At 43.5% G+C, this 22,941-nt stretch carries 17 protein-coding genes and 1 riboswitch; of the genes, 16 read left to right on the top strand and 1 reads right to left on the bottom strand.

The features are described 5' to 3' along the window. Window positions 1–29: 29 nt before the first annotated feature. The 6 genes from FDP09_RS15690 to FDP09_RS15665 all read left to right on the top strand — a co-directional run bounded on the left by FDP09_RS15690 (window position 30) and on the right by FDP09_RS15665 (window position 9,359). On the top strand, window positions 30–1,910 hold the full coding sequence (locus tag FDP09_RS15690) for an eCIS core domain-containing protein (protein ID WP_137403578.1): 1,881 nt from the start codon (window positions 30–32) through the stop codon (window positions 1,908–1,910). 72 nt (window positions 1,911–1,982) lie between these two features. Further along, complete coding sequence (locus tag FDP09_RS15685) at window positions 1,983–2,552, top strand: hypothetical protein (RefSeq protein WP_187328686.1); 570 nt, start codon at window positions 1,983–1,985, stop codon at window positions 2,550–2,552. A 31-nt stretch (window positions 2,553–2,583) separates the two neighbouring features. Then, window positions 2,584–6,213 (top strand): eCIS core domain-containing protein, encoded by a 3,630-nt coding sequence (locus tag FDP09_RS15680; RefSeq protein WP_137403576.1) that lies wholly within the window; start codon window positions 2,584–2,586, stop codon window positions 6,211–6,213. Window positions 6,214–6,222: 9 nt separating this feature from the next. Continuing rightward, window positions 6,223–7,092, top strand: a complete 870-nt coding sequence (locus FDP09_RS15675) for a tetratricopeptide repeat protein (protein WP_137403575.1) — start codon at window positions 6,223–6,225, stop codon at window positions 7,090–7,092. A 5-nt stretch (window positions 7,093–7,097) separates the two neighbouring features. Continuing rightward, on the top strand, window positions 7,098–7,919 hold the full coding sequence (locus FDP09_RS15670) for an N-acetylmuramidase domain-containing protein (RefSeq protein ID WP_137403574.1): 822 nt from the start codon (window positions 7,098–7,100) through the stop codon (window positions 7,917–7,919). Window positions 7,920–8,051: 132 nt separating this feature from the next. After that, window positions 8,052–9,359, top strand: a complete 1,308-nt coding sequence (locus FDP09_RS15665; RefSeq protein WP_137403573.1) for an ATP-binding protein — start codon at window positions 8,052–8,054, stop codon at window positions 9,357–9,359. Window positions 9,360–9,663: 304 nt separating this feature from the next. Here FDP09_RS15665 and trpF read toward each other — a convergent pair whose 3' ends face one another. Continuing rightward, on the bottom strand, window positions 9,664–10,290 hold the full coding sequence (trpF, locus tag FDP09_RS15660; RefSeq protein WP_137403572.1) for a phosphoribosylanthranilate isomerase: 627 nt from the start codon (window positions 10,288–10,290) through the stop codon (window positions 9,664–9,666). Window positions 10,291–10,783: 493 nt separating this feature from the next. On the opposite strand from trpF, the gene FDP09_RS15655 reads away from it, so the two are divergent. The 10 genes from FDP09_RS15655 (at window position 10,784) to thiS (ending at window position 22,858) form a co-directional block, all read left to right on the top strand. After that, a complete protein-coding gene (locus FDP09_RS15655) occupies window positions 10,784–11,461 on the top strand; it encodes a hypothetical protein (protein WP_137403571.1) in 678 nt (225 codons plus the stop codon). Then, on the top strand, window positions 11,448–13,100 hold the full coding sequence (locus FDP09_RS15650; RefSeq protein WP_137403570.1) for a S8 family serine peptidase: 1,653 nt from the start codon (window positions 11,448–11,450) through the stop codon (window positions 13,098–13,100). Before FDP09_RS15655 ends, FDP09_RS15650 begins: the two co-directional genes overlap by 14 nt. A 104-nt stretch (window positions 13,101–13,204) precedes the next feature. Next, window positions 13,205–13,855 carry a ribulose-phosphate 3-epimerase gene (gene rpe / locus FDP09_RS15645; RefSeq protein WP_137403569.1) on the top strand — a complete coding sequence of 217 codons (651 nt, stop codon included), beginning with the start codon at window positions 13,205–13,207 and terminating at the stop codon, window positions 13,853–13,855. A 199-nt stretch (window positions 13,856–14,054) separates the two neighbouring features. Further along, complete coding sequence (locus tag FDP09_RS15640; protein WP_229683453.1) at window positions 14,055–14,522, top strand: hypothetical protein; 468 nt, start codon at window positions 14,055–14,057, stop codon at window positions 14,520–14,522. A gap of 257 nt (window positions 14,523–14,779) precedes the next feature. Continuing rightward, entirely contained in the window at window positions 14,780–15,736 is a 957-nt protein-coding gene (locus FDP09_RS15635; protein ID WP_229683452.1) for a hypothetical protein, read from the top strand. Window positions 15,737–15,830: 94 nt separating this feature from the next. Then, window positions 15,831–18,359: a DNA gyrase subunit A gene (gyrA, locus tag FDP09_RS15630; RefSeq protein WP_137403567.1), complete on the top strand. Its 2,529-nt coding sequence runs from the start codon at window positions 15,831–15,833 to the stop codon at window positions 18,357–18,359. A 10-nt stretch (window positions 18,360–18,369) separates the two neighbouring features. Further along, complete coding sequence (locus FDP09_RS15625) at window positions 18,370–19,587, top strand: tetratricopeptide repeat protein (RefSeq protein ID WP_137403566.1); 1,218 nt, start codon at window positions 18,370–18,372, stop codon at window positions 19,585–19,587. Window positions 19,588–19,886: 299 nt separating this feature from the next. Continuing rightward, window positions 19,887–21,131 carry an alkaline phosphatase family protein gene (locus FDP09_RS15620; RefSeq protein ID WP_137403565.1) on the top strand — a complete coding sequence of 415 codons (1,245 nt, stop codon included), beginning with the start codon at window positions 19,887–19,889 and terminating at the stop codon, window positions 21,129–21,131. 100 nt (window positions 21,132–21,231) lie between these two features. Beyond that, on the top strand, window positions 21,232–22,314 hold the full coding sequence (locus tag FDP09_RS15615; RefSeq protein WP_137403564.1) for a 3-oxoacyl-ACP synthase III family protein: 1,083 nt from the start codon (window positions 21,232–21,234) through the stop codon (window positions 22,312–22,314). 179 nt (window positions 22,315–22,493) lie between these two features. Continuing rightward, a riboswitch (TPP riboswitch) is annotated at window positions 22,494–22,593 on the top strand. 58 nt (window positions 22,594–22,651) lie between these two features. Beyond that, the gene (thiS, locus tag FDP09_RS15610; RefSeq protein ID WP_137403563.1) at window positions 22,652–22,858 is read left to right on the top strand and encodes a sulfur carrier protein ThiS; all 207 of its coding nucleotides are present in this window, start codon (window positions 22,652–22,654) and stop codon (window positions 22,856–22,858) included. Window positions 22,859–22,941: the final 83 nt, after the last annotated feature.

Here is a 22,941-nt window from a genome sequence, read left to right as displayed (position 1 = left end):
ATCCCATATTAACCAATGATGAAACAGCCATGAGAGAGCTAAGGAAAAAAAATAAACCAGGCCAGCAACCCAGAAATCAGCTTTTCAGGAAAGCAGATGACCAATCCAAGGATTTCTTTGGTGTACAGGCCAAGCTGGATATGGGCCAACCTGACGATCAATATGAAAAGGAAGCGGATGCTGTGGCCGACCAGGTAGTCGCCAATTCCGAACCATCAGCGTCCATCCAAGCCCAAACAGGAGAGGAAGAAGAAGTACAACAGCAACCACTTGCTGAAAGCATTAGTAAGGTTCAACGACAAGAAATGGAGGAGGAGCCATTACAAACCAAATCCGAAGAGGAAATGGAAGAGCCCGTCCAGTCAAAAGCAGAAGAGGAAGAAGCAGTTCAAACCAAAACCGAGGAGGAACAACCTCTGCAAAGTAAAGAAGATGATGAGCCGGTACAAGCCAAATGTGCCGAATGCGAAAAAGAAGAGGCCACCATGGCCGCTACAGAAGACAGTGAAGAGCCGCTAAAAGCTGAGGCGGCGGAAAAGGAAGATCCTGTCCAACATAAAACCGAAGACAAAGAGCTCCAATCCAAAGCAGACAGTGCGCTACAAGGAATAGAAGGCCCATTAAACAAAAGTAAAGGAGGGGGAAATCCATTAGACAAAGATACGAAACAAGCAATGGAAGCCGGTTTTGCGGCAGATTTTAGCAATGTCAACATCCATACGGATGAAAAAGCAGCAGAGATGAGCAGCCAAATAGGTGCGCAGGCATTTACCCATGGCCATGACATATACTTCAATAAAGGAAAATTCCAGCCTGGTTCCGCTAAAGGAAAGCAGCTATTGGCGCATGAGCTTACCCATACCATTCAACAGAAAGGAATGGTCCAGAAAAAGGTTCAGGCCAGATTGGGAGATGGACATGACTTTCCCGCTACTAGCAGGTTTTCAAGAAATGCCATTTTGGAATCTACCTTTGACAATTTCAGAACCGTACAGTCTGGAAGCAACGGTACCCACGTGACCATGATCCAAAATGCCCTAGTGGGACTCAATTATCCACTACCTCGTTTTGGGGTGGATGGGTCTTTTGGTGATGAAACGCAGCGTGCCGTCAAAGCTTTTCAAGAAGATGTGGGGATCAAAGTGGATGGTATCGTAGGCACGAACACCATAGACTTCTTGGACAAGAGGGACCGCGGTCAGGAGGTAGATCCAGCACTCTTGCCGGTAGTTGCCAATTCGTCGATCAATCTCGATAATGTCATTGCACAGCCTGGAGCAGCCCCATCCCGAGCGCTTGGGGCAGGAGTATGGGGGCTGACGTTTCCTGAAAATGTCCAGGTAAACCTCGAAGTAATTGACAATGGAGCCGTATGGCAACCAGTGATAGTAGGTGTTACGGGCAATTACAGCTTGCAGACACGCCTGCTTCCTGGTGTGACCGAGGTGACCGGACCAGGAGGTAATACTACAGCAGCCAATTACTGCAATCAAATCAATGACATGAACAGCTTGACCTTGGTAGGGGGAAACTGGTTCATGGCATCTGCTGTACTGGCACATGAAAGGGTACATGCCGAAAAGTTCAGGGATGCACTGATCGATCCATCGGTGCTCACCCCTTTAGAAACGGCCATTGAAGGCATCACCATTCCCAAGCACTTTGCCCCCAATGCCGGCATCGCAGAGCTTATGATCAGGGTAAGTCCCACGTATCTAGCTGCACTCAGCAATGCACAAACCAACTGGCTGAACCAGATTTTGGTGCTAGTAGGTGGAGATCATGGTGCGCCAAGAGGGACCGGGCCGACCTATGGTGCCGAAAGGGAAATTCTCAATCCCATGATCAGAAGAATCTGTCATCACGCAAAGGCCAACGGATGGCCATCCTGTCCACCATTGTGTACTTAAAGTGCTACTTCAATGTATGCATTAAGTGTATATTTCTATGTCATAGTTTGGATTAGTTATCATCATTATACCATGAACACCATTGTGAAAAATACCATTGACATCCCTCTTCAAGAAATCCTTGGCCAAGTCGAATCCATACGATCAGACAATAACAGTTCGTTTACCGTGACGGTTGAAGAGCTCTTTTGGAGTCCGGAATCGGAACTACTGGAAATTACCATGAACTGTATCAGTGATGCTCCTTTGGACATAGTCAACCCCTTATATTATTTGAAAATGGAATGGATCGATAAAGGACAAAAGGTGATCCCACTGGAGGATAAAGTGCCAGTGCTTTTGCTTAACCTTAACCGGCCGCTGGATCCAGAAAGAGACTTTGATTTTGTCGTCAAAAAGGTAACCTATAATGAAAACCAATTTGATCTAAATGAAGTGGTCAACCAGAGCACACTTCATTTTGCGCCGAAGTCCAAGTACCAGTTTACCTTGTCATTTCCGGCCATTGAAAATCAAAAAGAAGCGATAGGTTACCTAAGAATTTATGGCAATCTAGTGCCCTTTACTACAGACCAAGATTCAAAAAAGAGCAATCCTTTCTGCACCAATATAATACCCGTAAACCATTCCTCATGTGAATAATTCTCTCCGAAAACACCCAAGACGTACCTAGATGAAACACTTCAGTTCCAAAACGAATCAATCCCAAGGCAATCCTGCCCAAAAGCAGCCCGAGAACTTCTTTCAGGCCAAGTTGAACATGGGTCAACCTGGGGATAAATTCGAAATGGAAGCTGATCAAATGGCAGACCAAGTAGTCAGTGGTATTCATGAAACCGATACCACAACCTCACCATCACCAGAAACCACCGTACAAACACAGCAAGAGGAAGAACTCGTAACGGCAGAAACCACCGAAGCTGAAGCACAGGAAAAACCGCTCGCCGAGTCCGTCACACCCGTGGTACAGTCACAAACGGAAGAAGAGCAGGTACAGGAAAAGGAGGAGGAAGAGGAGCTCCAAACGCAGGATGACGAGGAATTTCAGAAAAGCCTCGGTGCCAGTGATGATGATGATCCCAATGAGGGAAATGTACAAGCCCAGTCCGAGCACAGCAAGGCTTTAAGTCCCCAACTTGAGGGCCAAATCAAATCCGGCAGCGGAGGCAGTCCAATGGATCCAAGCACCCAATCCAGCATGGAAAGTGGCTTTGGAGCCGATTTTAGCGGAGTCAATATCCATACCGACAGCAGTGCAGTACAGATGAGCAGTGACCTGGGGGCACAGGCCTTTACCCATGGTAATGACATCTATTTCAACGAAGGAAAGTATAATCCCAGCAGTCCGTCAGGCCAGCATCTCCTGGCCCATGAGCTGACCCACACAATCCAGCAGGGCAGCAGCAATGCCGTGCAGGGAAAGATGGTACAGAAGGAAGGGGAGGAGGAAGCGTTGAGTCCACCAGAAGGGATACAACCTGTTAATGAAAGTCAAAATAACTTTTCCTTTCAGGATGCTGATGGAAGCCTATCTACCTTAGAATCGGGATCAGCGAAGAATTTAAAAATTGGTAAGATCAGTATTAGTGATTTTAAAGGTACACGATATGCCAATCGATTTAATCCTCCTTTTCAACTTCCAACTGGGAGAGACACCAACCAAATAGAAAATTGGAAATCGTCATTAAATACTGCTGTGACTCCACTTTTAAATGCAAAGGTGAGTGAAGCCACTAATTTGGGAGGTTTTTCAAAAGAGGAATCAGAAGAAGACCGGAAATATTTTTTTAAAGGAAAAAATGATCCCGAGTACATTGTTTTTGGTAATAGGGCAGAGTTGCTCGAGTTAAGTTTGATCCCGATATGGGACAAAGATCTTTCACCTGCTTCATTTCAAGTAGATCATATCGTAGAACATCAATTAGGTGGAGCGGACACGAAAGATAACTATGAATTATTGGAAGGGTCTGCTAATGGCAGTTCAGGTTCGAGTATTGCTTGGGAAATGAATAAAAAAATAAAGGCAGTATATGATGTATTAAAGTCTCCATATTACCAAGATCCAAGTAAGCAGTATAGGCCTAATTTACCTTCACGTCCTGCTAGGGCTAACCAATATGTCAACCTTTTTAGAAATCAAGGATATAATATTTCCTTTGAGAGTAATGATTTTAATCTTGAAACCAAATCAGGTAACCCCGATCAACATTGGAAATACAGTGATATTGAAGGTGGGCAGCACTTAGATAAACTGGAAGGAATGTCTGCCGAGGAAATAGAGCAGATGGGGAATGAATCTGATCCTGCCCTGTTTATCTCTCCTTCAGGTGGGAAAAAACTGTCCATACCAGAAGAAAGTGAATTTCCCAAAAGCCAATGGCTACCCAGAGTTGATTTAAAGTCTCCTCCGGATTTTGAAAACAAAACTCTCGCCATAGATGCCTATAAAGCTGCTGATATGAGAAAAAACACTATAAGTGCTTCCTACAGCGGTATGACTTGGTACATGGACAAGATCGAAGGAACCTACATTTTCTATGTGGATAAACAAAAGACACTTGATGAGGCAATGAAAGGAACTGGAGGGGTGTTCCAGAGTCTCAGGTTACCAGGGATGAGTCCAATCAGGGTCGATCAACTTGATATCACTGAAAACGGATTTTACGGTATCGGTAAGGTATTACCCACCGTTCCTTTTATTGCTGATGCAGATATAGACATTGTTATTGATGGAGATGGAATCAGGTTGAGGAAGCTTTTTACCTCAGAGGAGTTTTCCATGCCTTCACCTTTTAGCATCTCTGAAACAACTTTAGAAGTTTCTTTTGGCACTCAAGGTCTTGGCATTTCAGGCCAAGTAAACTTCGGCATCGACCAAGTAGGGGAAGGACACATCGGTGCAGCCGCTTCTACGGAAGGTGGTTTTGAGCTGGAAGGAGCATTTAATTTTGACTCGGAGTTATTTGATCCTGCTGAGATAACGGTAGAATACAAGGATAATATCTGGACGATTGGCGGTGAAATCGGCATTCCCGAAGGCAAGGTTCGCGGAGTCAAAAGCGCTACCATCAATGCCACTTACAGCGAAAACACGTTCAGTGCCACAGGTGAAGCTGAGCTTGACATTCCGGGCATAGAGCGTGGAGCCATGTCCATCGAATATGGTGATGAGGGTTTTTCTATTGGTGGTAACTTTGACCTGAGTAGTGACATCCCGGGTATCTCTGGAGGTAATGTAGCCGCACGTGTGTCCAAGGAATCTGGTGCTGAAGAATATGATGTATTTGTTTCGGGAACAGCCCAACCGGATATTCCGGGCATATCATCGGAATTATCGGTCACCTATGAAAATGGTGCCTTGACCATCGAAGGCCGAGCTTCCTACGAGCGGGGAATGTTGAGTGGCACCATAGAGGTAGGGGCGACCAATCGTGCTATCGGGGAGAATGGAGAGCCTATTGGTGAGCCTGACGATACCATGCGGGTATATGGTGGTGGAAGTTTGACCTTGCAATTGACGCCTTGGTTAGAAGCTACAGCTGGGGTCACGTTTACACCGGAAGGAGAGATCGAGGTAACCGCTCGATTGGCTTCGGACAGGTATGAGGTGTTTAGTAGAAGAGAGGTTAACCGTAATCTATTTACGGTACCTACCATAGAAATCCCCCTGTTTGCCATTCCGTTGGGACCACGGAGTATTGGGTTAGTGGCGCAAATTGGTGGCGGATTGGATTTTACCGCCGGATTCGGCCCAGGAGAATTGCGCAATATGTCTGCGGAAATCACCTATAACCCTGAGCGGGAAGAGGAAACTACGGTAGCAGGTCATGGGGAATTTGCCATTCCTGCAGATGCAGGTTTGACTTTACGTGGCGACTTGAGCTTGGGCGTGAGTGTCGGTATTGCCAGCTTGACAGGCGGAATTGAGCTTGCGGGATCTTTGGGGCTGGAAGGGGAAGCAGCTGCGGAAGTAGATGTCAACTGGAGCCCTCAAACTGGCTTGGCCTTAGACGCAGAAGGGCGGGTTACGGTCAATCCAAAATTCACCTTCGACCTGAATGCCTTTGCCCGGGCCAGTTTGGGAATCGGATGGTTTTCGGTTTCCGAAACTTGGCGTCACAATCTTGCTTCGTACGAATGGGGCCCCGACATTCAGTTTGGTGTAGTCTTTCCGGTTCACTACAGAGAGGGCGAAGCTTTCGACATGTCATTCGATGACATTGAAGTAATCTATCCTGATTTGGATGTTATTGATATGGCGAAAGGGCTTGCCAGGGATGTTAAAAACGATATATTTTCTTAAATTACTACTATGGAAACCAAAAGAGCTATCGAACTTAACAATCAGGGAGCCAAGCATTTCCTAAATGGAAGATTTGACCAGGCGGTTTCCTGTTATGAAGAAGCCTACAAGCTTCATCCAGAAAACACATCCCTACTGAACAACATGGGATTGTACTATCATCAGCAGAAGGATTTTGACAAAGCCTTGTCATTTTTCCAAAAAGCAATTGACTTAGAAGAAAAAGCCAGTTATATGGTAAACGCAGGAAATTCGCTGGCCATGCAGGGCAAACTCGAGGACGCCCGAAAACAATACCAAAACACTGTCAAAAAGTTTCCAAAGGCACTTGGGGCTTGGGTCAGCTTAGCGCATCTAGCCACTCATCAAAATCGCTTGGGGGATGCCAGGGCTTATTGGAATGAAGTCGTCCAGCTGGCTCCAAAGCCAGCGCATTTTCTGGAAATGGCAAAGGTCATGATCCTTCAAAAAGACCTGGAACCTGCTCTGGAGCTGTTATATGCCCATTCTGGCGAAGGGAAACATGCCGAAATCTGGTTTCAGATCGGTAGATGTGAATTTCAACTTAGGAATCATGGGCTAGCCGAAAAGGCTTTAATGAGGGCATTGGCCATCTCCCCTGATCACCCGGACTTCAGGTACTATCTCGCCTTAAACTACCTTGCCAAAGGAGCCACCCAAAAAGGCCTGGAACAATTGGATATTTTGCTAAAATATGATGGGGAAAATCCCAATATCCTAACGGAAAAGGGTGTCATTCTTAGCAGTTTGCACCAATATGATGAAGCGCTATCACTTTTTGAAAAAGCCTTGAAAATCAAGCCTGAATTTCCTAAAGCAAGGCATTACAAGAATCTCATTGAAAACCAAACATCCTGAAAACTATGAAAACCATCAAATACCGTTCTCGCGGACCTGAAGTACGCTTTTTGGAAGAAATACTATCCGATATGGGGTATCAAGTTTATGTTTCCAATTATTTTGGATTGGATACCCATCATGCGATCTGGGAATATCAGCAGAAAAATGATTTGGTGGTCGATGGTATCGTCGGATTGAAAACCTGGAGTAAACTACTCGAACAAAACCCAGAGGTGCTCCAACAAAACAATAAACTCCTCGCAGAGCAGGACTTAATAGCTTTTGGTAATGAATATGACCTCGAACTGGCCACTGTCAAAGCTGTAAATGAAGTAGAAAGCAGTGGCAAAGGTTTTTTGGCTGATGGAAGGGCTAAGATCCTTTTTGAAGGCCATGTGTTTTGGCGACAGCTGAAACAAAGAGGGATCGATCCCAATACTTACTTCAATCAGCAAACCAGTAATGTGCTCTATCCAGAATGGACACGCAATCACTACAAAGGGGGAGGAGCAGAATATGATCGATTACAAAAGGCCATTAATATAGACACAAAGCCCGAATTTGAAGATGCGGCTTATTCATCTGCTTCTTGGGGAGCCTTTCAGATCATGGGCTACCATGCCATAAACCTTGGCTATCCTTCGGTGAAGGATTTTGTGCAAAAAATGCAAAAACATGAGCGGGAGCATCTAAAAGCCTTTGGGGAATTTCTTGAGGCCAAGAACCTTATCAGGCACCTGAAACGAAAAGATTGGGCCAAATTTGCTAGGGGTTACAATGGCCCCGCCTACGCCCAAAACCACTATGATGTCAAACTCCAACGTGCTTATGAAAGGTACAAATGAAGGACGAAGTTAAGCACGGAATAGGCATTGGTCTATCCATTACAGCCTGGGTAGGCACTAGGTGGTGGCCAGCCAAACCATTCTACCTGTAAACCCAAAACATTACGACATTTCAACTTTATATCCTCACCCATGAACGAACTATTACATTTTTTGAAGATTGCCATTTGTGCACGGATGGATTTTGAAACAGGCAAGGTAAAGCAGCTCCCAAAGCCTCAGATGGACTTACACCTCAACAAGGAGGAGGCATTGGGAAAATTTATTTTTGACCACCAAGTCAAAAACCAAGAGCTATTATTACTGACCTTGGCACTGGTTCCGCATATAGACCCGGGTTTCTTTAATCGTATCATTCAAGCGTATTTTCCAAAAGGAGGGGAGTTTCCGGAATTTGGTGGGATAAAAGCCAAAAACCATCGTGGAATCATCCCAACAGGGGAAACTGCCCTGTACATTTTGGCTGGCAATGATGCCAATACCCGAAAGAAATACTTACCGCTGTTCACTACATCCTTCCTCTTCCAAAAAGGGATCATCTCACTGGAAGAAGGCAGTAGAAGCGAACCACGCTGGTCTGGTGCCCTGATTATGGACGGAGAATATGCCGAACTTTTTACCACGGAACGTATCAGCAAACCAAAATTAAGTTCCAGTTTTCCAGCACAGCTGATCAATACCGAATTGGAATGGGAAGATCTTGTCTTGAATTCAAAAACATTAAACCATATTCAGGAAATTGAAGAATGGCTTCAGCATGAACATGCATTATTGCACGAATGGGGAATGCACAAGAGATTGAAGCCAGGATATCGCGTGATGTTCTTTGGCCCCCCTGGAACTGGCAAAACGCTCACCGCAAGCTTATTGGGGAAATATACCCAGAAGGATGTTTACAGGATAGACCTTTCCTTAGTCACGTCCAAGTACATTGGGGAGACAGAGAAGAATCTATCTTCTTTATTCGACAAAGCTGCAAACAAAGATTGGATCCTGTTCTTTGATGAAGCAGATGCTATTTTCGGAAAGCGCACCAATGTCCGTGATGCGCATGACAAGTACGCCAATCAAGAAGTCTCTTATTTATTACAGCGTATCGAAAATCATCCTGGCTTGGTGATTTTAGCTTCTAATTTTAAAAGTAATATTGACATGGCCTTCACCAGGAGATTCCAAAGTATCATTGAGTTTCCATTGCCTGTGGCGGCTGAGAGACTTATCCTCTGGGAAAAGAATATCCCACCAAAGGCAAAGATCGCCAAAGATCTCGATCTCTCCGTCTTTGCAAAAAAATATGAACTTACCGGAGCTAATATTGTCAATGTAATCCAATATGCCAGTTTGAAGGCACTTAGCAAGGATAAAAAGGAACTTGGTCAGGAAGACCTGCTTACCGGAATCAAAAAGGAGTTGGTAAAAGAAGGAAAAATGGTAAACTAATATTTGCTCAGTTCATTGGATTGTTGATCAATATAAAATACAATCGGCTTTGGTTGGAGCCAATATCAGTGGGCAGGGCAAACGCGTTAAGTGTTTTGAAAGAAAACAATTTTCGGGTAGGCCTAGCTATCATCCGTGCCGATGGCACTCTTTCGGGAGGTTGAGTGGCGTTTAGGCTCCTGTGGATTCATCCGCAGGTTAGAAAATCTATCGTGCCGCTAGCACTTTGGCCCGATTTGTACATTGGAAACCGCAGTAGCCTATCTTGCCGAATGGCGGGATGGGCTGAAAGATTGACAAAAGGTCAATCTTCCTCTTCCAATGCTTCCAGAATATCGGCTAATTCATCAAAGTCCTTAAGGCCAGGCTTGATCTCGTCGCCTCCTTTGATAGCAATTCCTTTTACACCTGTGTCCTTAACCAGATTTTCTACCGTATCTGCCTCTAGTCCAAAACCAAGTAACACTTCGCACTTTTCCGCAATTTCCTTTACCAAGTTACTGGCATCATCATTGAATTCTAAATTCCCCGATTCAAGCAATAGTAAAACGCCATTTTCTTGATACGTTTGGGCCTTGGCCGCAAGGTCTTCCAGATCACCAAGGGATTTTATTTCTTGCTTTAAGATAAGCTTATAAGATGTATTGATTAACATTTGCAAAAATGCCTCCTCATTTACCTGAAGGTAACTTAGTCCCTTATAATTTTTGGCGGTTTCCAAAATACTATCGGGATGACTGGCCTCAAATTCACCCACATAATCTAATCCCGATAGCCATTCTGTCAATTCTTGATATTTTTCTGGAGCCATATAATCCTTATTCTCTTGCTCCAGGTTGAATCCCATGAGGTTTACATACATTCCTGCACAGTATCGCGCATCGCTTAAGTTATTTACAGTACTGATCTTTACAAATGTCTTGAGGGCCATTCTTATCTGTTATTTTCTATTCTCTTTTTTTATCGAGCCAAAGATAAGTAGAAAAGCCACGATTTCTAAACCTTGGCCATACTGACATGCCAGTTCCGCTATAAAAAAGTATATGATGCGTTAGCCTGACGGCTATGCCCGTCAGCCAGGCTTCACTTCGCTCTTGATGACGATTTGTTCAATTGTGAGACAGCATTGACACATTCCTTCTGAATGCTCTGCAGCAGCACCACCTTGAATGCGCAGCATCATCAGGGGAATTTGGCTAAAATAAAAGCCAGCCCTTGCCCAGACATCCCTCTTCATTTTAGCAGCAAACCAACTTTTTGTTGTTTCACGTCAGACCAGTCTGAGCCACCTGACAGGCAATCCTGCACAAGGGAAATGACCAGTTTTTTATCGAAGTGATTCAGTGTAAAATCTTTTTTCGGGTCGGTAACCATGAAGGTATCAAGGGAAATTGTATTTTTGCATCGTGGCAAAAAAGAACTGAATGAGGAAATTTCTACATTATCTCATATTTGTATTGATCATCGGATGTCAGACTGATGCTGCTGAGCCAGCGGACTTGGGGCATGATTACATGCCTCTAGAAGTTTCCCGTTTTTGGGTTTATGCCGTGGACCAAACCTTGTATTTTGGGGCTGGTGACAGCGAATCAACTACTTTTTATTATCGGGATAGGATTACTGACAGCTATATTGACGCAGAAGGAGGACTTATTTTTCGTGTCGTAAGGGAAAAATCCACCGATCAATCCACTTGGCAGGACCACTCGGTATATACCTTGCAAATAAATAAGAATGCCCTTTTGAGATCCAGCGAAAACTTGGCTACTATACCGTTGGTATTTCCGCCATCAAGCCAAAAAACCTGGGATGCCAACGTGTATAATTCAGTTGCAGAAGATTTGTATTCTTCTGAGGAACTTGGAAGATATGAGGTCAATGGCAATACCTATGAAAACGCTGTAAAAGTGCTGCAGGAACAAGAAGATGACCAGATAACCATCAGGGACAATCGCTATGAAGTCTATGCGAAGGGAGTAGGTATGGTAGAGCAGTATATTGAAAATTTGACCTATTGCTCTAGAAATGATTGTCTTGGCGAACAAATAATTGAAAATGGTCGTTTATCACATTTGAAACTGATCTATAATGGACAATATTAGGAGATTTATCACTGCTGTCAGCTTAATCATCCTTTCTGCAGCAGCGGTAAAAGGGCAGGATAGGTATGCAATTCATTACAAGTATAAGCCGCAAGAAAATTTCCATTTGGACGAACCTACGGCGTTTCTCAGCCAAAAGGCAATAGATAGGCGTGAGCGCAATGCAGTGGTTTTGGACAGCACAGACCTGCCTGTATCCGAGCAATATATTGACGCGGTCAAGGATATTGTAATCAATGTACAGTACAACAGTAAATGGATGAATGCCTCCATTGTTGTAGCCACGGATGAGCAGATAGCTGCGGTAAAGAAACTGCCATTTGTAGAGGAGGAGGGCATAGAGTTGATTGCCAAGGGCTTCTATACAGATAATAGAGAACAGAGGTCCAACATCCTAAATCATCCTGTTCGCATTCGTTTATTGTCCAAAACCAAAGACGAAGAAGATTATGCCTTTCAGAATAACCTGATCGGTATCCCCAAGATGCATGCAGAAGGACTTACAGGTAAGGGAGTGACCATAGCGGTCTTTGATGGTGGTTTTTTAAATACCGATGAGATAGAAGGGATGAAACATCTCTTTGACAACAATCAAATTATTGCCACGAGGGATTTTGTCATGCCTTGGTCAGGCAATGTTTTCAGATCTGAAACCCATGGTACGGCCGCGCTATCCTTGATAGCATCCAATGATGCCAGTACCCTTGTGGCAGGCGCTTATGATGCAGAATATGTCTTGTGCATCACTGAAGATGTGGCCTCTGAATACCGCATTGAAGAATATAACTGGGTACGAGCTGCGGAATTTGCAGACAGTCTGGGAGTGGATATCATAAGCAGCTCACTTGGCTACATGACCTTCAATGAATCATCAATGGATTATAAAAAGTCAGACCTTGACGGCGAGACGGCCATTATCACGCAAGGGGCGACTATGGCTGCTGACAGAGGGATTTTGGTAGTCAACAGTGCCGGTAATGAAGGCAGCAACTCAGAGACGACCATTTCGGCACCGGCGGATGCGGATGGTATCTTATCTGTTGGCGCTGTAAATCAAGGGCTTACCAAGGCGAGCTTCAGTTCTGTAGGGCCAACAGCCGATGGTCGGATTAAGCCTGATGTAGTAGCCTTGGGCAGGAGTGTAAGGCTATGGCAAGGTGCGAATGCTACGACCACCGCAAGCGGAACGTCCTTTTCCGCTCCCCAAATTTCAGCGCTCGCCGCTGGATTGTGGCAAGGAAAGCCCGAGTGGACCAAGGACGAACTAATCCATTATATTATACAAAGCAGCAGTCAATTTAAGAATCCGGACAATCAGCTGGGCTATGGCATTCCTGATTTTGAATTGGCATATTACGGGGAAATCCTGGATGTAGTGGCCAGACCAGAAGTGGCCAACACCAAAATCTATCCCAATCCAACAGATGGTAAGGAGCTTTTCATCCAATTTGGAAGTAAAGAAGCGTGTGAATTTACACTATTCAACCAAAATGGGCAGGTAATCAATCAAGACCAACTGGAAAGATCCTCCAATGACGTTCCCTATGAAGTGGAAATCGCCAAGGTAAACAGCGGGTTTTATGTCGTACAGTTGATGGAAGGACTTAATATCGAGCGGCATAAAATCATTATAAAATAACGGTAAGGAGTAAATTTTGAAAAGGTCGTCCATCTATTCCAGAATTTGCATTTTTTTTGTTTTCTTTATGCTTCATTTTGTGTAAGCTAAACCCAATTGTTACTATGGATACCCTAATTGCCCCGTCAGTATTGGCTGCTGATTTTGCCAATCTTCAATCAGCAATCGAAATGATCAATGATTCCGAAGCGGATCTCATTCATGTCGATATCATGGATGGCGTTTTTGTCCCCAATATTTCTTTTGGTTTTCCAGTTGTGCGGGCCATTCAGGAGCACGCGGAAAAGCCGCTAGATGTGCACCTGATGATCGTAAACCCTGATCAGTATTTGAGCGCATTTAAAGAGGCTGGTGCAGAGACCATAACGGTACATTTTGAAGCATGCCAACACTTGCACAGGACAGTCCAAGCGATTCGTGAACAGGACTGTAAAGCTGGTGTGGCCATCAATCCTCATACCAATGTGGAACTGTTAAGGGACATTATCCGTGAACTCGATACAGTGATTATCATGTCCGTAAACCCTGGATTTGGGGGACAACAGTTCATCGAACACACTTATGAGAAAGTACGTAACCTGAAGGCCATCATTACTGCATCAGGCTCCCAAGCAAAAATTGAAATTGATGGTGGTGTAAACATGGAAAACGCCTATAAGTTGATCGATGCCGGCGCGGATATTTTGGTGGCAGGCAGTTTTGTGTTTGATGCAGAGGATCCTAAAGCAACCATTTCAGCGTTAAAAGAACTGTAACGTAATCCGGTGATTAATACCTAATTCTTTCCAATAAAAATGTTTTTTGGACAAAAAATTAAGGATTTTTAAGGAAATTTCCTTGCTTAATTAACTGTAATGCCTTTTATTGGAATTTAGTTTACTTTAAGAATATTCACTAAAAAGATTAAGAAAGATGAAGCGTTTATTTGGATGGGCATTGTTAATGATGTGTTTAATGAGTGTAGCTGTTCAAGCTCAGCAAGAAGACAGTGAAGCTGAACCAGTTACTGATGAAGAGATTGAAAAATTTGCTAGCATGAAGGATTCCGTGAACCATTTCATGGAAGTAAAGCAAGCGGATCTGGAGAGCATGATCAAAGATAATGATGTATTTGATGTGGCAAGGTACAATGAGATCAAGGAAGCGTGGGGAGATGATGCCAAACTTGCTGAGATCAGCATTACGGATGAGGAGAAAGCCGAATACCAGAAAATACTAGATACCAAAAACTCCCTTTCTGACGTGATCAAAGAAAGAATGATCACCCTGATCAAAGATGATGAGGTTCTGGGTGCGGCTACTTATAATAAAGTAAATGCAGCCATGAAAACTGATCCAGCTGTAAAGTCAAAAGTAGATGAATTAATCGCCGAAAAAGCAAGTGCAAGAGCCTCTGAAGAAGAGGAAGGCGATGGCGCTTAATGAATAGCCGACGAAAATCCTTTATAAAGCCCTCTAATTTATTGGAGGGCTTTTTTGGTTTAGTTTTTCACTGGAAATAAGAATAAAGCTGAATCCCGTGAAAATATAAGTTGAATTACTTAAATTTAGCAACCAACGATTGAAGAAACTACGTAAATCAACAACTACCCATGACGACAAATAGAGCGTTATCTTTTTCTATTAAGTACCCTGTACTCTTAAATAGTATAAAGCCTTCATTTATAGTGGTATTAATCATGTTTATTTCAAGTGGAATAGTACAGGCTCAAGAAGAAGATATATTTGGAATCGATACCAAAGCCAGGCCAGAGAAAACCCGTAGAAGTGACAGCGGAGTAGGAAACATTACACGGGGAATCATCAGTAAGATTTCCTTGGAGCTCAGTGGAGGATATGGCATGCACTTAAACAATATGGATTTTAGCAGCGCCATGCCTGAAAATTATCCGATTAGCATCCTAAATGATAACAGCAATTCACAAGCCATTGCGGCAGGGGAAACCACGGTTTTTGAGTCCAATAGTAGTGCTATACCTTTCGATGCCGGGGTTCGTATTGATCTTTTTGGGCTGTTTACAATAGGTGGTGGATATGGAAGAGAGATGGGGAGTATGGCCGCGATGGAAAGCGATTCCTATCAATTCACCTTTACAAATGACAAATACGTCTTTGATAAAATGTACGGTACTTTGGGGCTTGTGCTGTACGATGCCAAAAGGAGAAGGGCCTTGCTGAACTGGAAATACAGAAAATATAGCGGTAACAATCACTATATGCAGGCGGAGCGTAAATTGCGGATGGAGCAAAACTACCCTTGGAGGTTTACATTAGAGGCGGAATATGGCTCCATCAATATCCAGGAAAGCTATGACAATACGTTAACTGCAACAGAGCCGTATTATGCCATTGGGTTGAGGATAGAGCGGGAATTTTCAGAATACACCAAAATATTCCTAAAGCCCAACGCATCATTCAGAAAGTTTAATTACCAACTAGAGGGAATGGAAGAAGCCCAGATGTTGGAGCAAAAACTTTTTACCATCAATCTAGGTGTAGCCCTGCGATTACCTGGTACCAAGCGGTGCAAAATACCCGGATGTGGGGTGAAAATGAAACACTTACACAACGGAGTGGAATATCGCGGAAGTTCTATCTGGCACATGCAAAATCGGAAGGTAGGCCAATGGTATTAAAAAGCGGTAATAAAACCCATTTGAAAGGAAAAATAGTATTTTAAAACGTTATTCTTTTTATTATCTTGCAACCTTATATTGAGAAATTCAACATATGGCCGAAGGAGAAAACGAGAACATAATACCGATTAACATCGAAGAAGAAATGCGAGGTGCCTACATCGATTATTCGATGTCGGTGATTGTTTCCAGAGCACTTCCAGATGTAAGAGATGGCATGAAGCCAGTACACCGCAGAATTCTTTTTGGAATGCAGGAACTGGGAGTACTTCATAATAAACCCTATAAAAAATCAGCAAGGATCGTAGGGGAAGTACTCGGTAAATATCACCCCCATGGTGATAGTGCCGTGTACGAGACCATGGTAAGGATGGCACAGGATTGGTCCTTAAGGTATCCGTTGGTAGATCCACAAGGGAACTTTGGTTCCATTGATGGTGACAACGCCGCCGCCATGCGTTATACTGAGGCGAGGTTAAAAAGAATCGCCGAGGAATTATTGACGGATATCAATAAGGAAACTGTTGACTTCCAGTTAAACTTTGATGACTCCTTAAAGGAACCTGTCGTATTACCGGCCAAAATACCCGCCCTATTGCTGAATGGTGCCTCGGGTATCGCTGTAGGGATGGCTACCAATATGGCTCCTCATCAGCTTGGAGAAGTCATTGACGGAACGATAGCCTATATCGAAAACAATGATATCACGGTTGAGGAATTGATGAAACATGTCATCGCCCCTGATTTCCCAACAGGAGGTATCATTTATGGCTATAATGGTGTAAAGTCTGCCTATGAGACGGGCAGGGGAAGAGTGGTCATGCGTGGCAAAGCCACGGTGGAGACCAAAGATACAGGAAAGGAAATGATCATCATCAATGAAATTCCTTACTTGGTCAATAAAGCCAACATGATTGAGAAAACCGCTCAATTGATCCAAGAGAAAAAATTAGAGGGGATTTCAGCTATTAGGGATGAATCTGATCGCCGCGGAATGCGCATCGTTTACGAACTTAAGCGTGATGCTATTGCTAATGTAGTCCTTAATAATCTGTACAAGCAAACACAATTGCAGACGTCCTTCAGCATCAATAATGTGGCGCTGGTAAAAGGTCGGCCTTATACGCTAAATCTAAAAGAGCTAATAGTCCACTATGTAAATCACCGTCATGAGGTGGTGACCAGAAGGACTGAATATGAATTGAAGGAAGCCGAAAAACGTGCCCATATCCTTCAAGGGTACCTGATCGCCCTGGACAATTTGGATGAAGTCATTAGCCTCATCAGAAATTCCAGAGATCCGGAAACAGCACGTACAGGCTTAATGGAGAAATTCGAACTGACCGAGATTCAAGCCCGGGCCATCCTAGATATGCGTCTCCAGCGATTGACGGGCATGGAGCGCGAAAAGATCCAGAAGGAATACGAGGAATTGATGATTCTCATAGAAGACCTGAAAGACATCCTTGAGAAAAAGGAAAGAAGGATGGAAATCATCAAAACTGAGCTGGCAGAAATCAAGGAGCGTTATAACGATGAGCGAAGAACAACAATCGAGCATAACGCAGAGGATTTCAGTTATGAGGACATGATTCCTAATGAAGAGGTCATCATTACAGTATCCCATCAAGGCTATGTCAAGAGAACAGCCCTAAAGGAATATCGTACGCAAGGTAGAGGAGGAGTTGGTTCGAGGGGAGTAAGGACCAAGGATGATGATTATACCGAATACCTATTTTCGGCATCGACGCACAATTACCTTCTGATCTTTACCGATAAGGGGAAATTGTTCTGGCTAAAAACCTATGCAATTCCAGAGGGAAGCAAGACATCCAAAGGTCGCCCAATCCAGAATTTGATCAATATCGAAAGCGACGATAAGATCCGTTCGATCATACAAGTGGCAGATCTTAGCGATGAAGATTACATCCAGAACAATTTCTTGGTAATGGCTACCAAAAATGGTGTGATCAAGAAAACTACCTTGGAGCAATATTCCCGACCGCGTAGCAACGGGATCATAGCCCTTAATATCCGTGAAGACGACCAGTTGCTAAATGTGGAACTCACCCATGGTGATTCACACATTATCATCGCAGCGAAATCCGGTAGGGCCATCCACTTCCATGAATCTGTGGTAAGGCCAATGGGAAGGACGGCTACTGGGGTGAAAGCCATCACCTTAAGTGATGAGAACGACGAAGTGGTTGGCATGGTTTGTGTGAACAGAGAGGAAGCCACTTTATTGGTCGTTTCGGAGAAAGGTTATGGAAAGCGTAGTGCAGTGGAAGAATACCGCATTACCAACAGGGGAGGAAAAGGAGTGAAGGCAATGAACGTCACCGAAAAGACCGGTAGCCTAGTGTCCATTAAGTCAGTAATTGATTCTGACGACTTAATGATCATCAACAAATCAGGAATAATCATCCGAACCCCGGTAGCTGGTTTGCGGATCATGGGCCGAGCGACGCAAGGTGTCCGCCTTATCAAGCTCAATGAAAACGATGAGATTTCTTCTGTTGCAAAAGTAGAGCAAGTAGAGGAGGTCATCGAGGAAATTGAGGATACGACTGACGAAAATCAAAACGAATCAAACGATAGCGAAAAACCAAAAGAGGAATAATTAGACAAAAATGAAGAAATTAATTTTATCATTGGCTTTGGTCGGTGTGGCTTCTACAGTAGCCTTTGGCCAGAAAAAAGTTGTCAGATCAGCTGAAAAAAACCTGAGAAAAGGGAATATTTCTGAAGCACTCACGGACATCGAAACGGCAACGCAAGATCCCGAAACGGGAGCCGATCCTGAAACGTTCTTAATTAAGGGTAAAATCCTTACTATCCAATTTGTAGCCGATTCCTCTAATACTGAGGCTACAGTAGGCAAAGGTAGAAATGCACTTGATGCTTTCAGAAAATCTCTTGATATGGACGGTAATGATTCTACCAGCAAAATAGGCAAAGAGATTTATAAGGAAGTGGTCCCAGGGCTTCCAGAAAACCTTCAGGGAGAAGGAATCTTTAAACTGAAGACTTCTTCAGTAAACAAAGCCATTAGCAGATACGAAGTAGATGATCATGCATTGGCATCCAAGTTCTTTGCTATTGCTGCAGACATTGATCCGAAGGATACTTCTATCGTGTTCAATGCTGGATATACTGCCAACATGGCAGAAGACTATGATGCGGCCAAGAAGTATTTGACGATGCTGCTTGATGTTCCTGAATACAATAAGTTAAATGCATATTACTTCCTTATCCAAATTGCCAATCAGCAAGAGGATGATCAGGAAGAAGCTTACCGATTGGTAAAACAAGCACGTGAAGAGTATCCAAATGACAAGGGACTTTCCGAATTTGAAATCCAGCTTTTGCTTCAACTGGAGAAAATGGATGAGGCCATGGCTTCTATCAAGCAGTCACTTGACCAAGATCCAAACAACGCACCGATCCGTTTGAGATACGGTTACCTAAAAGAGCAATCCGGTGACCTCGACGGGGCATTGGAAGAATACTTGAAAACAGTGGAAATTGATCCTGATTTCTTTGAAGGTAACTATTATGCCGGTGCTGTGTATATCGATCAGGCAAGGGAGATCATCAATGAAGTAAACAACCTTCCTGATGATGAGTGGGAAGCAAAATCCGAAGATATGCTGGCTGAAGCCGACAGTCTATATGAAAAAGCTATTCCTCTTTTCGAAAAAGCTGTAGAGCTTAAGCCTGATAATACTGAAATTTTGAGAATACTACACTCTATCCATACCCGTCTGAAAAATGAAGAGAAAGCTGCAGAATATGACAAAAAACTGCAAGAGCTTCTTGGTCCTGACTGGTTAGAAGGAGGAAATTAATAAACAGAATTTCGCTTATATAAAGGTTGCCAATACAAATTGGCAACCTTTTTTATTTTGATCCTGTTTGAGAAAGGCAAGCCGTAATACTGGATCGAGGGAAAAAGTTGGGATCAAGCCATATTTCTTGGGGCTGCGTCCCTAATAGGAGGGTATTATAACAATGGACTGTACCTATCCAAGCCTTGTAGATAATCCCTACTCATAGCCAAATTATCGTAGAGGATAATTTAACACTGAGTTGATCTTTTATCTTACGGATTCGCTATTTTTGGTAAACATTTAAATAAGGAAGCTAAATGAAATTGTTATGGATAGCCCTGTTTTCTATCACCTCAATGCTACAGGCAATGGCCCAGGGGAAAGAACAATACGTCTTGTTAATTTCATTGGATGGATACCGGTATGATTATACAGCGCGATTTCATCCTCCCAATATTGAAAAATTCATTGCGGGTGGAACAGCTGCTGAATCGATGATCCCTTCCTTTCCATCCAAGACTTTTCCTAATCATTATACTATTGCTACAGGGATGAGGCCTGGTAATCATGGGCTAGTAGATAATACCTTTTATAATCCTGAAAAGAAAAAAGTATATCGGATCAGTGACCGATCAGTGGTTCAAGACGGGACTTGGTATGGAGGCACGCCGATCTGGGTGCTGGCAGAGCAACATAATATAAAGGCGGCCAGTTACTTTTTCGTAGGGTCTGAGGCAGCTATCCAAGGAATCAGACCAAGTTATTATTATGATTATGACGGTACGGTCCCCAATTCCGAGCGGATAGACAAAGTACTGGAATGGCTCACCCTACCGTCAGCTAGTCGGCCTAAGCTGATTACGCTTTACTTTTCAGATATGGATGATGCGGGGCACAAATATGGCCCCGACAATGACCAAAAGCTTCGAGACGCATTGCTTAAGCTGGATGCCGAACTGGGCGTACTATTTGAGGAAATCAAAACCTCAAACCTTAATGTCAACATAGTTATCGTATCCGACCATGGCATGGCCAATGTGACCCAAGAACGATTGATAGATTTGGAAAAACTTCTGGCGCCCTTTGAACTGGAGTATTATAATGATGGGGCGTTGGCACATCTCCATCTCAAAAATCCCAGTGATAAGAAAAACATAAGAAAGGCACTTCGAAAATTGCAAAGTAATTTTAAGGTGGTGGATCCCATTTCCAAGCGGTACTATGGTAAGAAAATCAATTATCCAGATAGAGTAGGGGATTTACTCCTTATTCCGGATCCTGGCTACTATTTTGTCGCGACATCCGGATTTATCAAATACCAAAACCGAAGTGCCATGTACGACACCAAAATTTTCGGCGAACACGGCTTTGATCCCCAATGGGAAGACATGCATGCGATTTTTTATGCCAATGGACCAGCCATTAAATCAGGCCATCGAATCAAGTCATTTGAAAACATTCATGTTTATCCCTTGCTTTGCAACCTCCTTCATCTGCCTATTCCGGACAATATTGATGGAGAGGAACGTGTGTTGGAGAACATCATTAAAAGCGAGAAATAGGATTCAAGAAATTATATGAGCCACAAATCTATACAATAGAGAAATCCTTCCTTTATCCAGAATAGTTTGGCCAATCACAGTACCTAAAAACAGTTATCATATGCCCAATACCTATTACTCCATCATCACGGGAACTGGCAAGTATGTTCCCTCAAAAGCGGTTAAAAATGAGGACTTTCTCAATGCCCAATTTTATAGTAAAGCTGGAGAAAGGCTCACCAAATCCAACGAGAAGATCATTCATAAATTTCAAGAAATTACAGAAATAGCAGAGAGGAGATACATTGAGGATGAATATGTCACTTCTGATATGGCATTTTTTGCCTCGGAAGAAGCATTGAAATCGGCCAAATTGGATAAGGAGAATTTGGACTACATCATTGTGGCCCACAATTTTGGTGATGTGCTAAAGGACAACCCAAAATCCGATATGGTTCCCAGTCTGGCTTCCCGTGTAAAACATAAGCTGCAAATCGAAAATCCCGATTGCATCGCTTATGACCTTCCCTTTGGCTGCCCCGGCCTGGTGCAGGGGCTTATCCAAGGAGATTATTATATAAAATCCGGTGATGCCAAAAGCATCCTTGTGGTTGGTGCAGAAACGCTCAGTCGGATTTCTGATCCACACGATATTGACAGCATGATCTATTCTGATGGGGCAGGGGCGATTATCCTTCAATCCCAAGAAAGTAACGTTCCCGTCGGCATAATCACCCATAAATCCCGTACCGATACGCTGAACGAAGCTATGCTGCTACGGATGGACCGGTCTTATAACCCCGACTTCAAGGATGATACGTTATTTATGAAAATGAACGGACGTAAATTGTACGAATATGCATTGAATACGGTCCCGGCTTTGGTCAAGGCAACCATTGATAGGGCAGGTTTGGACATCAGGGACATCAAAAAAGTCCTTATCCATCAGGCAAATGCTAAAATGGATGACGCCATAATCCACCGAGTCTTCAAACTGTATGATATGCAAGAAGATCCAAGGAAAATCATGCCAATTACCATTGGTGAGCTGGGCAATAATTCCGTGGCAACCGTACCCATTCTATTGGATATGCTATTGCGTGGGGAGATCGAAAAACACCAAATCCATGCTGGTGACCATGTGCTGTTTGCCTCTGTAGGAGCAGGAATGAATGTTAATGCAATCATATATCGGTTTCCTTAAACTTCGAGTGATACCTTATTGGGTTAGATTAAGGTTGATAATATAAGTAGTGAAAATTTAGGCGCTATTCTTTATTTTCCGCTCTTGGCTAGCTTTTCAGTCGTTCGGGCAGCATAAGGTCAATAAATTTCACCAATAGTTTTTGATATTCACTTATCATTCTAACTTTGTATCCACGTACAAAACTTTAGGGGTGTTCCGATGATCCATCGGGGCTGAGACATACCCTCTGAACCTGATCCCGGTAATGCGGGCGAAGGGAAAAGTGAAGCTTCCTTCCGAGCGATTATCTTCATTCCTGAAGTTTTTTTATTCATTTACAAAAATTGAAATTCTTATGAATTTTCTCCTTAATGGTGAGCGTATTGAGCTTACGACCAAGGATTTGTCTTTGTCAGGAATGCTCCAACAACAACAAATCGATGCAAACCGTGGTATGGCCTTGGCCGTCAACGACCAAGTAATTCCCAAATCCGACTGGGACCATTACCAACTCTCCGAAAACGATCAAATTCTCATCATCAAAGCCACACAAGGCGGATGATCACAGCGGAACTGTCATAAATCCTAGCTCACCTGACTGGCCGCTAGGTAGATCTGAACAATCCGAGAGACATTCTACATTAG

It is taken from the genome of Echinicola rosea (genome assembly GCF_005281475.1).
GTDB lineage: Bacteria > Bacteroidota > Bacteroidia > Cytophagales > Cyclobacteriaceae > Echinicola > Echinicola rosea.
This window is presented reverse-complemented; position numbering and strand designations above follow the sequence as displayed.